Source organism: Paraburkholderia sp. BR10882, assembly GCF_040948855.1.
Taxonomy (GTDB): domain Bacteria; phylum Pseudomonadota; class Gammaproteobacteria; order Burkholderiales; family Burkholderiaceae; genus Paraburkholderia; species Paraburkholderia nodosa_A.
Genome location: NZ_JBFPKP010000013.1, coordinates 141,552 through 154,787, shown reverse-complemented (window position 1 = coordinate 154,787; position 13,236 = coordinate 141,552). Strand labels below are relative to the sequence as shown.

Genomic DNA, 13,236 nt, shown 5'->3' with positions numbered 1-13,236 from the left:
TCTCGTGGCGCGCGTCACATCTGCTTGAACAGGTGTGCGTACTGGCGGCTTACATCGAGAGCGCCCGCGTGGCCGCGCAGCCTCAACGTCATCTTCCCGATCGCGCTGACCGAGGCGCATTCCACCTGATCCACGTTGACCACCGTGCCGCGGTGAACCTGCCAGAAGCGCGCCGGGTCCAGTTGCGCGGATAACTCTCGCAGGCTCGTGCGGATCAGCAATTCGCCGCTGTGCGTCGTGACCACGACATATTTGTCGGCTGCTTCGAAGTACAAAACATCTTCCACCGGCACCATGCGGATGTCGTTGCCGCTCGAGGCGCGCAGATATCGCAGCGGGGCCCCGCGCGGGGCGCTTTCCGCATTGCCCGCTCGTGCACCGGCGCGCGCTTCGCGAACGTCCTGGGTGATCGTTTCGAGCTGGCGCAGCACGCGTTGCAGATCGGCCTGCATCTGCGGCGCCTCGGCGTCGTTTGCCGCCGATCGCGCGAGCCGGGCGCGCAGGCGCTCCACCGTCCGCGCGAGCCGCGCAGTCTCCACGGGCTTGAGCAGATAGTCGATGGCCGCGGCCTCGAAGGCTTCGAGGGCATAGGCGTCGTAGGCGGTCACGAACACGATTTGCGGCGGCGCGGCGAGATTCGCGCACGCGCGCGCGACATCGAGGCCGGTCGCGCCCGGCATGGCGATGTCGAGGAACGCGACGTCGGGCGTCAGCGCGCCGATGCGTTCGATGGCTTCCTGGCCGTTGCCGGCCGTTGCCACGATGCGCAGTTCCGGCCACGCGGCGGCCAGTTCGCGTTCCAGGGCGGCGGCGATCAGCGGCTCGTCCTCGGCGATCAGTGCGGTCGGGGTGTCGGGCGAGCGGTGCGAGGCGTCGCCGTGTTGCGCCGTATCGGCGGGCGCGTGGCGTTTCATGATCTGGACTCCTGCACGCTTGCACCAACAGCATCGCGCAGCGGCAGCCGCACCCGCGCAACGAGGCCATGCGGCACGTTCTCGATCAGCGTGAGCGCCGCCTGCTCGCCATAGAGCGCCGCGAGCCGCTCGCGCACATTCACTAGCCCGACGCCCGCGCCCTGGGTGCCCGGCGTCGCGCCAAAACCCGGGCCCGTATCGGTCACGCTCAACTCGACATGGTCACCGTCGCGCCGTGCGGCAACGTCGATTCTGCCGCCCTCGAGCGCACCCTGGATGCCATGCTTGAGCGCGTTCTCCACGAGCGGCTGCAACAGCATGGGCGGCACCGGGAGGTCGGCGCAATCGTGCGGCAGGTCGAGCGCGTAGGCAAGGCGCGGGCCGATACGCATGGCATGCACGGCGAGCATCGAGTCGAGCACCTTGAACTGCACCGTGAGCGTTTCGCTTTGCGCGCGCGAGGCCTCGAGCGTCGCGCGCAGGAAGCGGTTGAGGCTTGCGAGCAGTTCGCGCGCACGCGGCGGGTCGGACGCGATCAGGCTGTCGAGCGTCGCCAGCGTGTTGAAGAGAAAGTGCGGCTCGATCTGGGCCTGCAGCGCCTGCAGGCGCGCGCTGAGCGCCGTGCGCTCTGCAGCTTCCTTTTGCCATGCCGTGCGCGCGACCTGTTCGCTCAGCTCGGCAATGCGCGTGCGCGACCAGCCATACCAGGTGACCAGCAGCGTGGCGGTCAGCGCGATCCAGCCGGTGAGCGCGAGATCCTTCGTCGCGAACGCGTTGTGCAAGCCGATTCCGAGCACCACGCTCGCGATGCCGCGCCCGAGCGACGCGCCGAGCACGATGGCGAGCACCATCGCCAACGCGAGGCGCGGACCCGTGAGCGCATTGTGGCGTTGCAGAAAGAAGCGGGCGACGTCGAGCAGCAGCATGATCGAAAGCCCGATCGCCTGGCTGAAGACGAGGTTGTCGATGAAGCGCTCGTGAACGCCCGCGGCGGTGAGCGCGACCGCAATCAGCGCATTGCCTATGACGACGATCACGCCCTCGCGCGCGAACCCGACGAGCAGGACATTGGCCGTCGGCGCGGGGAGGCGGGCGGCGGCGTTCGAAAACTCGACGTGCATGCCAGGAATCATGCGAACCAGCTCGTGACGATGAGGTTGAGCAACCGGTGCGGCGTCGCAACGGCGGCAAGACCGGCCGCGATGAGGCTGAAGAACGAACCGCGCATGGCGAGGCGATGGCCGCGGACGTTGCCGTGGCGGATCGCCCAGATGGCGCGCCCGACGCTTACGAACGTCAGCAGCGACAGGCCGTGCACCCAGGACAGATGCCCCGGATGCAGCTCGCGGATATCGAACGAGCTGAGCGCGGCGGTAAACATCGTTAGCGCCCAGAGGCGGCCGAGCCACTTGTGCCGCGCGCTGCCCTTTTCGGCCAGCATGACGGCGGTTCCGAGTATGACAGAAAGTGTTGCGGTGACGACGTGCGCAGCAATGATGGCAGACATGCTGGCTCTCCATGGCGGGTCGAGCGGGGGCGATGTCTGCAGTGTGGTGAGTGGGGGCGGGGCGGGCGAGGGGGATGCGACGAAGTGTGGGGAAACGGGCGCGAACGGGGCCTGGGTGGCGCGAACGGTCGGCGGGCGGGCCGCGCGGCGCCACTCAATCCGGCGGCGCGTTGTCGATTTCCCGCAGAATCTCTTCGAACGGCGCGGGCTTGACGAGATGCCGGTCGAAGCCTGCCTCGCTCGCTGCCTGGCGGTCGCGCTCCTGGCCGTAGCCCGTCAGCGCGATCAATTGCACGTGCGCAGTGGCCGGCCCGGCGCGCAGCGCCTTCGCCAGCGCGTGACCATCCATGCCGGGCAAGCCGATGTCGAGAATCGCGACGTTGGGCAGGAAGCTCTGCGCGAGCGCGAGTGCGCTCGGTCCGTCGTGCGCCACGCGCACCTCGTGGCCTTCGAGTTCCAGCAGCATGAGCAGCGAAGTAGCGGAATCGACGTTGTCGTCGGCGATCAGCACGCGGCGGCGCGGCGGCGTGATTTGTTCCCCGGCGCCCGGCGCCTCGTCGCGCGGCGCTTCGCACTGCGGCGCCCGCGCGAGCGGCAGACGCACGACGAATTCCGAGCCGTGTCCAAGCCCGTCCGAGTGGGCGCTCACCGAGCCGCCATGCAGTTCCGCGAGTTCGCGCACGAGTGCGAGGCCGATGCCGAGGCCGCCGTCGGCGCGCTTCACGGCTTCGCGCGACTGCATGAAGAGCTCGAACACGTAGGGCAGCTCGTCGGGCGCGATGCCGATGCCGTTGTCGCGCACGCGAATCAGGATCTCGTAGACGTCCTGTTCGAGCCGCAACGCGATCTGGCCGCCTTCGGCCGTGTACTTCGCGGCGTTGGAAAGCAGGTTGCTCATGATCTGCGCCACGCGTATCGCGTCGCCGGTCACGTGGCACGGCTCGCAGTCGATCTCGACCGTGAGCGTTTGCGATTTCGCGTCGAGGAAGGGCCGGCTCGTTTCCACGGCGGTCTGGACGATCTCGCGCAGGTCGAGCGTGCTCATCTGCAGCGCGATCTTGCCGTGCGAGATGCGCGAGACGTCGAGCAGGTCGTCGACGAGGCGGCCGAGATGCTCGACCTGGCGGCTCGCGATCTGCCGCGCGTCGGCGCGCATGACATCGTTCGCGCCATGGCGCGGGTCGAGTAGCGCGATGGCGTTGCGAATCGGCGCGAGCGGATTGCGCAGTTCGTGCGCGAGTGTCGCGAGGAAGCGGTCCTTGCGGCGGTCGGCGTCACGCAGCGCTTTTTCGGCCGCGTAGAGGCGCAGGAGCGCGCGCACGTTCGCCACCAGCTCGGCGGGCTCGACGGGCTCGGTGAGGTAGCTGTCGGCGCCGCCGTCGAGCGCGAGAATCTTGTCGCGCGTCTGCACCGCGGCGGCGGAGGTCTGCAGCACGAGCGTGGAGTTCGTTTCCGGGTCTGCCTTGATGAGGCGGCACACTTCGATGCCGCTGATGTCGGGCAGCTTGACGTCGAGCAGCACGATCGCAGGCGCCTGTTCGCGCACGGCTTCGAGCGCGGCCTGGCCCGTCGCGGCTTCGATCACGGCGTAGCCGGCGTGGCGCAGCACGCGCGACTTCACGTAGCGCGCGCCTTCGTTGTCGTCGACGTTGAGGATCAGCGTGGCCTGCGCGTTCATGGCGCCGCGTCCCCGGAGGTCTCGGGTTCGTCCTCGACGGACGTCGCGAGGCACACCGGCACGTTCAGGCGGAACGTCGAGCCCACGCCGGGCTCGCTTTCCACGCCCACTTCGCCGCCCAGCAGCGCCGCAAGCTTGCGGCACAGCGGCAGGCCAAGACCCGTTCCCTTCACGCGCTGCTGGAGGCGGTTCTGCACCTGGCCGAACTCCTCGAAAATGATCTGGTGGTGTTCGGGAGCAATTCCGATGCCCGTGTCCGCAACGAAGAAGGTGATGCGCGCTTCGTCGCCGTCGCCGGGCATGCACTGGGCGCCCACGCGAATCTGCCCGCGCTCGGTGTACTTGAGCGCGTTCGAGACGAAATTGCGCAGGATCTGCGTGAGTTTGGGTTCGTCGGTGTAAAGCTGCGGCAGGCCTGCCGTGGAACCGAACTCGAGCGTGACCTCCGGCGTATCGAGCAGCGGCATGAGCATGGTGCGCAGCGCGGCGAAGAGGTCGGCGGCATCGAACCACGTGGGCACGACTTCGGTCTTGCCGGCTTCGATCTTCGCGAGGTCGAGCAGGTCGTTCACGGTCTCGCCCAGGCTTTGCGCCGACGAAAGAATCAGCTTGACCTGGCGTTCCTGCTCCACGCTCAGGTCGCCGTCGAGCCGGTTGAGCAGCAGGTTGGCGAGCGCGCGGATCGAACTGAGCGGTGTGCGCAATTCGTGGCTCATGTTAGAGAGAAAGCGCGTCTTCATCATGTCGGCGCGGCGCAGCTCCTCGGCGCGCTCGTCGAGCTCGGCGTAGAGCGCCACCACGCCGCGGTTGGTCGCCTCCAGCTCCTGCGTGAGGCGCGAGAGTTCTTCCTGGCGTTCGCGCAGTTCGTCGAGCGCCGTCACGAGTTCGCGGTTCTGCTGCTGCAGTTCTTCGAGCGAGTCGCCATGCGCGCCTTCCTGCGGACTGCGTGCGGCGAGTTCGTGCACGATGCGCTCGAGTTCCGGGCCGCTCGCCTCGCCGCGCTCGTGCGGCAAGTCGCGCGCCATGGTGACGGTCGTGCCGCCAGTCGACGAACGAATCTCGAAGCGGTCCATGAGGCGGCGGCTGCCCGTGATGCCGAGGCCCATGCCGCCCGGCGAGCGATAAGTGCCGTCGAGCACGGCTTCGAGTTCGCGCACGCCGGGGCCCTGGTCGCTGACCTGCACGGCGAGCGCTTCGCGCGGCCGCGCGCCTTCCAGCGCGAAGGCGACTTCGCCGCCGCCCGCATATTCGAACGCGTTGCGGGCGATTTCGGAGACGGCGCTCGCAATGCGCGTCTGGTCGAGCGGCGAGAAGCCGAGTCCGGCGGCCAGCTCGCGCGCGCGGCGACGCGCGGCGACGACGTCCTGGGCGGTTTGCAGCCGGATGCGCAGCAGAGGCTTATTCATGATTCAACTGTACTCCGGGGCGGGCGCGCACGACGACGACGGTGGCGTCGTCGCGCCGGCGCGCGAAGTCTCGGTAGAGGACGGCCGCGATCACGGCGGCGGGCTGGTTGGCGAGGCCGGGCCAGGCGGCGAGGTCCCAGCGGGTGCCGATGCCGTCCGAATGCAGGACGAGGAGCGCGTTCTCGCTCCACGTCAGCTCGAACTCCTGGGTGCCGCGCATCGTGTGGCCCACGATGCCGTTGCGCGAGACGAGCTGGTAGCACTCGCGCGCGGGTGGTGTGCCTGCGCCGGCGGAGCGCTGCGCGTGGCCGGTCGAAGCGCGGTTATCGATGGGGCGGCCCGCGCCATACGCGACCGCCGAGATGTTGCCCGTGCCGCAAAACGCGAGCGCGCCGCGCGCCAGATCGATGCGCACGAGCGCGAGCGCCGCGCCGCGCGTGGGGCGCAGGGCCGCGTGCGAGAGTTCCATGAGTGCGGCGGGCGCGAGGCCGGCGCGGCGGCGCAACACGTCGAGCGCGGCCACTGCGGCCACGTGGGCTTCGGCACCGTGGCCGAGCCCATCGGCGAGTGCGAGCGTGAGGCCGCTCTGGTCGGCCTGCGCCTGCCAGCCGTCGCCGCAGACTTCTTCGCCGGGGTAAGGCACGCAGACCCCGCCGATCTCAGGTCTGGTGAATGCCGCGAGCGCTGCGTTGACGCCGCTTTTCTGCACGAGCACGCGCAACACCGTGCCCGCGCCCGGCTGCGAGTAAATGGCGAACTGGTTCGAGAGCCGCCGGATTGCGCCGAGCCCGGTGCCGGGCGTCCCGGTCGTGGAGTGGCCGTCGGCGAGGGCGATGCCGACGTCGGCCATGCCGGGGCCGCTGTCGAGCGCGATCAGCTCCACCGCGCCCTCCAGCGCGCGCACGAGCAGTTCGCCGTGGCCGGCATGCTTGAGGATATTGGTGGCCGCTTCCGTGAGCACGATCGCGAGGCGGCCGGCGTCGGTCTCGCTGAGCGCCGCAAAGCGCGCGGCTTCGCTGGCGCCGCGGCGTGCAAAGGCGACGCCGCTGGCGTCGCCGATCTCGAAGGAGCGGTGGGTGCCGCCGGCAGAACCGGCCGCGCCGTCTAGCGTACTTTCCATTTCGTGATGGTGACCGTTGTACCGCTGCCCGGAGTCGATTCGATCGTGAACTCGTCGCACAGTCGCCGCGAGCCGCCGAGGCCGAGTCCCAGGCCATTGCCGCTCGTGAAGCCGTCCTGCAGCGCGCGCCCGATATCAGCAATACCCGGACCCTGATCGACGAACGAGAGCCGCAGTCCCACGCGCACGCCTTTTTCCAGCACGTCGAGCCGCGCATCGCCGCCGCCGCCATGCTGCAGCGTGTTGCGTGCGAGCTCGCTCGCCGCCGTCACGAACTTGGTCTGTTCGATGAGCGAGAAACCCTGCGCGATCGCGGCGTCGCGCACGATCTGTCGCAGCCGGACGATTTCCTCGTCCGATCTCAGGCTCACCTGGGCCGCAAGCCTTCCGGTCGTGTCGTTGCTATTCATGATTGAACGCAAGAGACGTGCTAGCTAACGGAGTCATCGGACTCAACGGAGCTGCCGCTGCTTGAGCAGCGCCATGCCTTTTTCGACGTTCAGCGCGGTGCGCACGCCAGACAGCGTGAGACCGAGCTCGACCAGCGTGATCGCCACGGACGGCTGCATGCCGACCACCACGGTCTGCGCGTCGAGCACCATCGCCATGGCGGCCGTGTTGCTGATCATGCGGCCGATGAACGAGTCGACCACGTCGAGCGTCGAGATGTCGATCAGCACGCCCTTGGCCGACTCTTTCACGATGCGCTCGGTAAGGTCGTCCTGCAGTGCGATCGCGAGGCGGTCGTGCATGTCCACCTGGATCGTGACGATCAGGCAGTCGCCGAGGCGCAGAATCGGAATGCGTTCCATCGTGTGCGGTTCCCCGTGCTTCAGTGGCGCTGAGTGGCGTTCAGGTCGTGGCCTTCGGCGAGATGATGGTCGCGCCGATGCGCTGCAACGCGATGACGAAGGCGTCGGCGAGCGTGGACTTGGTCGTGACGTTGGTGAGATCGACGCCCAGATGCACGATGGTCTGCGCGATCTGCGGGCGGATGCCGCTGATGATGCAGTCCGCGCCCATGAGACGCGCGGCGGCCACGGTCTTGAGCAGATGCTGCGCGACGAGCGTGTCGACGGTGGGCACGCCCGTGATGTCGATGATCGCGAGGCCCGCGCCCGTGTCGACGATCTTCTGCAGCAGGCTCTCCATGACGACCTGGGTGCGCGCGGAATCGAGTGTGCCGATGAGCGGCAGCGCGAGGATGCCTTCCCAAAGCTGCACGACGGGCGTGGAAAGCTCGAGCAGTTCTTCCTGCTGGCGCGCGATGATCGCTTCTCGGCTCTTCTGGAAAATGTCGGTGGTGTAGATGCCGAAGCCATCGAGCAGCAGGTTGACCTGCCAGCTCACATGGGCAAGCTCGGCGGCGTTGTTCGCATACGCCTCGCGTAGCCGCGCATAGAGCGGCTCCTTGAACGAGAACACGAAAGTAGCCGTCTCGACAGGCGTGTAGCCCTGACGTGCGCGATGCGCCGACATGTCCGCGAGGAATGCGCGCACCGGCTCCCAGTCCGGGCTGCCCGAATCGAAGGTTCCGGTGTTTGGCAGCGTGTCGAGAAAGACATTCAGGAACGCCGAAAACTGCTCGCGAATTTCCCCCTCCATCGCAAGGCCGCGGCGCAGCGCGATCGGCAGATGCAGGCGCAGCCATTCCGCGAGCAGCGTGTCGCGATGCTGGCCGAGGATGTCCGCAATGCGAACCTGTTCCGGTGTGTTCATGCGATCTCCTGAGCGATGGGGCCACGCCTCCTTTCTGGACGAACCGCTGAACCTTGCACCCTCGTATCGATTCGATCCCAATTGCATGGCGATTGAACCGATTACGCGGTCAGTCAAGGCGAGCGAACGGGCGGGCGTGGGGCTGCATGCGTTTTTCGTGCCCGCTGGTCCGCGCAACGACTGCTGGGCCTGCAGCGCGCGGCACCATCCGCTTTGCCATGACGCGCTTGTAGTTTTTACAGGGCGATCGTTGTGTGCAGATGAGTGAGCCTTGTTTTCGGGTGGCCCGCTATGTCATGGAATGGTATGTAACTTGCTTTACCGTAGCGCCTTTCGGCTGGAGGCGTTCCCCGGAAGCCGATGCGCGGGCTCGCACGCCCCGCGCGTGAAGGCATGAACGCACGAGCCGCACAGCGATCCGACCGGACCCCGCCCGACCCGCTAGACTGAGCGCTGGCGTGCGCTTGCGCGAAGCGTGCGGTTTGTCGATTTCGCGCCCGCTCGCCTCTCCCGCCATTGCCCAGAGATATCGATGACCAGGTTATTCCGCATGACCGCGCTGCTTGCGTGGTGTCTGTCGTTCCTGCCCGCTACGGCGGCATTCGCTCAATCGGCCCAGGTGGACCAGTCGGACCCGCAGGCGCTCATCAAGACCGCCACGCAGCAGATCCTCGACGAAGTCCGCACGAAGGCCATCGCGCCCGACGATATCGCGCGCATCCAGGATATCGTCAACCGCGACATTCTTCCGTACGTCGATTTTCGCCGCACCACGCGCCTCGCCATGGGGCCGCACTGGCGCACCACGACGCCCGAGCAGCAAGCGCAGATCGAGCAGCAGTTCCAGCTGCTGCTGATCCATCTCTACTCGGGCGCCATCGCGCAACTCAAGCCTGACCAGAAGATCGAGTACCCGCCCATGCGCAGTTCGCCGGGAGACACCGACGTCGTCGTGCGGACGCTCGCGCAGACCAGCAGCAATCCGGTTGAAATCGATTACCGCCTGTACAAGACGCCGCAGGGCTGGCGCCTTTATGACCTGAACGTGCTCGGTGCGTGGCTGATCCAGACCTATCGCCAGCAGTTCAACGAGAAGATCCAGCAGGGCGGCGTGGACGGGCTCATCCAGTTCCTGACCGCGCGCAACCAGGAGCTCGTCACGGGCAAGACGCAGACGCAGTGACGCGCGGTTTTTGCGTCCGCCTCTCGCGACCTGCGAAAATCTGGACGGCTGCGCCTCACGTATGGAGGCGCTGTACCATTTCCAGGTGCGCCTCGTGCGTATAGATGGGCCGTGCGCTTGCCCGAGCCCGCGCGGCCCCGATGTTTCTTTTTTTGCCGATCCGATCCGACATGAATTTCCCGCTGCCGCCGCAGGGCCGACGCAACCGGGTGTTTCCGCCAAGCCCGCCGACGCTGCACAGCCTCGCCTCCGTCATTACCGGCGTGGTCGTGGTGTGCGGCCTGTACTTTGGGCGTGCGGTGCTGATTCCCATTACGCTCTCGGTGCTGCTGAGCTTTCTGCTGGCGCCGCTCGTGACCACGCTGCGGCGCTTTCATCTGCCACAGTTCCTCGCCATCCTCGTTGCGGTGCTTTCCACCGTGCTCGCGCTTGCCGGTGTGGGCGCGCTGATCGCCGCGCAGGTCTACCAGCTTTCCGCCTCCCTGCCGCAGTACCAGGAAGAGATCGAGCAGAAAGTGCAAACGGTGCAGGAAAAAACCGTAGGCCGCGCCGATTCGCTGATGTCGCGAGCCGCCACCGCGCTGCAGCGTGTGACGCCCACGCCGCCGCCCGCGCCGCCGCAGCCGCGCGGGCGCGCGGCGCGCAATCAGCCGCAGCAGCCCATGCCCGTGGAGATCCATAATCCCGCCCCCACGCCGCTTACGCTCGCGCAAAAGGCGCTCGCCCCAGCTATCGCGCCGCTCGAGACGACCTTCATTGTGCTGGTGGTGACGATCTTCATCCTGTTCCAGCGCGAGGATCTGCGCGACCGGCTCATCAGCGTGTTCGGCTCAGACGACCTGCACCGCACCACAACCGCCATCAACGACGCCTCGCAGCGGCTCTCGCGCTACTTCGTCGCGCAAGTCGGCGTGAACGTCACGGTGGGCGGCGTGATCGCGCTGGGGCTGGCGGGCATCGGCGTGCCGGGCGCGCTGTTGTTCGGCGCGGTGGCGGCGCTCATGCGCTTCGTGCCGTACATCGGCATCTGGATCGCCGCGATCATGGCGACGATCGTCGCCGCGGCCACGCAGCCGCAGTGGACCATGGGCGTCACGACGCTGATCTTCTTCATCGTCGTGGACGTGGTGGCGGGGCAGTTCGCCGAGCCGATGGTCTATGGAAAGCGCTCGGGCCTTTCGCCGCTGGCCGTGGTAGTGGCGGCGATCTTCTGGAGCTGGCTGTGGGGGCCCGTGGGGCTGGTGCTTTCCACGCCGCTCACGCTGTGCATCGTCACGCTGGGCCGCTACGTGGACCGGCTGAACTTCCTCACGATCCTGCTCGGCGACCAGCCCGCGCTCACGCCGGCGCAAACCTGCTACCAGCGCCTGCTCGCCGACGATCCTCATGAAGCGCTGCTGCAGGCGGACCGGCTGCTCACGAGCATGCCGCTCATCGACTACTACGAGCAGGTGGTGTTCGAGGGCCTGCGCTTCGCGCGCAACGACGCCTTGCGCGGCGTGCTGCCCGGCGAGCAGGTCGCGCGCATCAACCAGGCGCTGCTCGATATCGTCGAGGATCTCGAATCCGTGGACGATTCTCGCCACACCGCAGCCGAGGAGGAGAGCGCCAGGAAGTCCGTCGAAGGCGCGGACGAAGGCGCGAAGGTAATCGAGTTCACGCTCTCGCCGGACGCGGGCGAGGTGCTCTGCGTACCCGGACGCGGCGCGTTCGACGACGTGGCGGTGGCGATCGTCGGCCAGTTGCTCATGCGGCGCAACATTCCCTGCACGGCTACCACCTACGACGAAGTGCGCGCCACGCGCGGGGCCATGATCGACGAGCGCTCGCCGGCCATCTGCCTGGTGTCGCTCGATGCGCCCGAGTCGGCGCCGTACCTGCGCAATCTCGTGCGGCGCCTGCGCGAGCGTGCGCCCGACGCGACCATCGTGGTGGGCATCGGCGCGGCGCTGCGCGACGACGGAGCAGGCATTGCCGACGACCCCGGCACGCTCTTCCCGACCTCGCTGCGCAACCTCGTGGAGGAATGCGGCGCGGCGCTTGTGCCGGCTCACACGCCGCAAAGCGAAAAGAGGGCGGCAGCACCGGATATGCAGGATCAATATAGTGCGGGAGCAAAATTGTGACAGTCATGCCCGTGTCACATTAAGGCTCGAATATATGCGGCCCTGTGCCCCTGGTTGCGGCATGAAAGTTACTGGGAGACGACATTGCTGAGCCCTAAGGAATTCGCCACGCTGATGCTGGTCCGCCATTCGCCGGACCAGATCGACATGAATCGCCAGGAACTGGACACGCTGCTCGAGCGTCAGCTGGTTGCGCTCGAGCATTGGACGGAAGGCCACCGCCGGCTGTCGCTCACGATTGCCGGCCGCTCGCTGCTCGAAGCCGTGGGGCGGCTGGAATACGTGACGGGTTTGCCCGAGGGGTATGGCAACGAGCGCCTCGCCGCCGGCCTTTGATGCTTGTCTGATTCTCCCGCAGTGAGCCTGCGCGCGGCCCGGCCTCGAATGGAGCCGGGCCGTATCTTTATGCAAAACACATTTCCCCGCTTGCATTTACTGAGGCATGCCAGGTAATTGTGTGCTTTTGCCCACGCCCGCAGGCGTGATCGTCTTGTGTCCCCCAAAGGGCGCTGCTACGCTGAGTCGGTTCTCCGGCGGTATCGAGCGAAGGCCGGCGCACGCTGTCTTACGGAAGGATTGCGGCAGGCGTTTTCCTGTACGGGTATTTCCCCATCGCCCGGCTTGGTGGCGCTCGTCAAACTGACTCCATCCTCCAGAGTCTTTCCCAACTCACCTACCCCCTAAAGCAAAAGGAGGATCTATGGCAAAGCGTATTGCCTACGTGACCGGCGGCATGGGCGGCATCGGAACGGCCATCTGCCAGCGTCTGCACAAGGATGGCTACACGGTGGTCGCGGGCTGCGGCCCGAACTCGCAGCGCAAGGCGCGCTGGCTCGACGAGCAGAAGGCGCTGGGCTACGAGTTCGTCGCGTCCGAAGGCAACGTGGCCGACTGGGACTCCACGGCTGCCGCGTTCGAGAAGGTGAAGAAGGACGTCGGCGAGATCGACATCCTGGTCAACAACGCCGGCATCACGCGCGACGTCGTGTTCCGCAAGATGACGCACGAAGACTGGATCGCGGTGATCGACACCAATCTCACGAGCCTCTTCAACGTGACCAAGCAGGTGATCGACGGCATGATCGAGCGGGGCTTTGGGCGGGTGATCAATATTTCGTCGGTGAACGGGCAGAAAGGCCAGTTCGGTCAGACGAATTACTCTACGGCCAAGGCCGGCATTCACGGCTTCACCATGGCGCTCGCGCAGGAGGTGGCGACCAAGGGCGTGACGGTCAACACCGTTTCTCCCGGCTATATCGGCACGGACATGGTGAAGGCGGTGAAGCCCGAAGTGCTCTCGAAGATCGTAGACAGCATTCCGGTGCGGCGCCTCGGCGAGCCGCAGGAAATTGCCTCGATCGTGGCGTGGCTCGCGTCCGACGAAGCAGGTTTCTCGACCGGCGCGGACTTCTCGCTCAACGGCGGACTGCACATGAGCTGAGCATTGCCGCGGCTTCTTGCGCGGTGCTTGTGAGCACAACGAAGTGATCTGGCGGGAGCGGCGAAATGCCGGCTCCCGCCTCGTATTTTGGGGCGCCGGTTTTGTGCTGGGTCTGGAAGCGGCGGCCGGCGACCGCAGCGCA

At 67.0% G+C, this 13,236-nt stretch carries 13 protein-coding genes; 4 read left to right on the top strand and 9 right to left on the bottom strand.

Annotation, left to right across the window (positions count from 1 at the left end; translation table 11 throughout):
* Nucleotides 1–14: 14 nt before the first annotated feature.
* From AB3X99_RS28295 to AB3X99_RS28255, 9 genes are all read right to left on the bottom strand, one after another.
* Entirely contained in the window at nucleotides 15–914 is a 900-nt protein-coding gene (locus AB3X99_RS28295; RefSeq protein WP_368602382.1) for a LytR/AlgR family response regulator transcription factor, read from the bottom strand.
* Nucleotides 911–2,047 carry a sensor histidine kinase gene (locus tag AB3X99_RS28290; protein WP_368618781.1) on the bottom strand — a complete coding sequence of 379 codons (1,137 nt, stop codon included), beginning with the start codon at nucleotides 2,045–2,047 and terminating at the stop codon, nucleotides 911–913. Before AB3X99_RS28290 ends, AB3X99_RS28295 begins: the two co-directional genes overlap by 4 nt.
* Nucleotides 2,044–2,421, bottom strand: a complete 378-nt coding sequence (locus tag AB3X99_RS28285; protein WP_368618780.1) for a DUF2306 domain-containing protein — start codon at nucleotides 2,419–2,421, stop codon at nucleotides 2,044–2,046. Before AB3X99_RS28285 ends, AB3X99_RS28290 begins: the two co-directional genes overlap by 4 nt.
* Before the next feature lie 154 nt (nucleotides 2,422–2,575).
* Nucleotides 2,576–4,099 carry a response regulator gene (locus tag AB3X99_RS28280; RefSeq protein WP_368618779.1) on the bottom strand — a complete coding sequence of 508 codons (1,524 nt, stop codon included), beginning with the start codon at nucleotides 4,097–4,099 and terminating at the stop codon, nucleotides 2,576–2,578.
* Entirely contained in the window at nucleotides 4,096–5,505 is a 1,410-nt protein-coding gene (locus AB3X99_RS28275) for a sensor histidine kinase (RefSeq protein WP_368618778.1), read from the bottom strand. Before AB3X99_RS28275 ends, AB3X99_RS28280 begins: the two co-directional genes overlap by 4 nt.
* On the bottom strand, nucleotides 5,498–6,625 hold the full coding sequence (locus AB3X99_RS28270; RefSeq protein ID WP_069265817.1) for an ATP-binding protein: 1,128 nt from the start codon (nucleotides 6,623–6,625) through the stop codon (nucleotides 5,498–5,500). The genes AB3X99_RS28275 and AB3X99_RS28270 overlap by 8 nt, the downstream gene beginning before the upstream one ends.
* Nucleotides 6,610–7,035 (bottom strand): ATP-binding protein, encoded by a 426-nt coding sequence (locus AB3X99_RS28265; RefSeq protein WP_069265818.1) that lies wholly within the window; start codon nucleotides 7,033–7,035, stop codon nucleotides 6,610–6,612. Before AB3X99_RS28265 ends, AB3X99_RS28270 begins: the two co-directional genes overlap by 16 nt.
* 42 nt (nucleotides 7,036–7,077) lie before the next feature.
* A complete protein-coding gene (locus AB3X99_RS28260; protein ID WP_069265819.1) occupies nucleotides 7,078–7,437 on the bottom strand; it encodes an STAS domain-containing protein in 360 nt (119 codons plus the stop codon).
* 40 nt (nucleotides 7,438–7,477) lie between these two features.
* Nucleotides 7,478–8,344, bottom strand: a complete 867-nt coding sequence (locus AB3X99_RS28255; RefSeq protein ID WP_342949037.1) for an STAS domain-containing protein — start codon at nucleotides 8,342–8,344, stop codon at nucleotides 7,478–7,480.
* A 532-nt stretch (nucleotides 8,345–8,876) separates the two neighbouring features.
* On the opposite strand from AB3X99_RS28255, the gene AB3X99_RS28250 reads away from it, so the two are divergent.
* The 4 genes from AB3X99_RS28250 (at nucleotide 8,877) to AB3X99_RS28235 (ending at nucleotide 13,094) form a co-directional block, all read left to right on the top strand.
* The gene (locus AB3X99_RS28250) at nucleotides 8,877–9,527 is read left to right on the top strand and encodes a phospholipid-binding protein MlaC (protein ID WP_069265821.1); all 651 of its coding nucleotides are present in this window, start codon (nucleotides 8,877–8,879) and stop codon (nucleotides 9,525–9,527) included.
* A gap of 170 nt (nucleotides 9,528–9,697) precedes the next feature.
* Complete coding sequence (locus AB3X99_RS28245) at nucleotides 9,698–11,653, top strand: AI-2E family transporter (RefSeq protein ID WP_342949036.1); 1,956 nt, start codon at nucleotides 9,698–9,700, stop codon at nucleotides 11,651–11,653.
* 84 nt (nucleotides 11,654–11,737) lie between these two features.
* A complete protein-coding gene (locus AB3X99_RS28240; RefSeq protein ID WP_256094801.1) occupies nucleotides 11,738–11,989 on the top strand; it encodes a hypothetical protein in 252 nt (83 codons plus the stop codon).
* A 364-nt stretch (nucleotides 11,990–12,353) separates the two neighbouring features.
* Nucleotides 12,354–13,094 (top strand): 3-ketoacyl-ACP reductase, encoded by a 741-nt coding sequence (locus tag AB3X99_RS28235; RefSeq protein ID WP_069265823.1) that lies wholly within the window; start codon nucleotides 12,354–12,356, stop codon nucleotides 13,092–13,094.
* Nucleotides 13,095–13,236 lie beyond the last annotated feature (142 nt).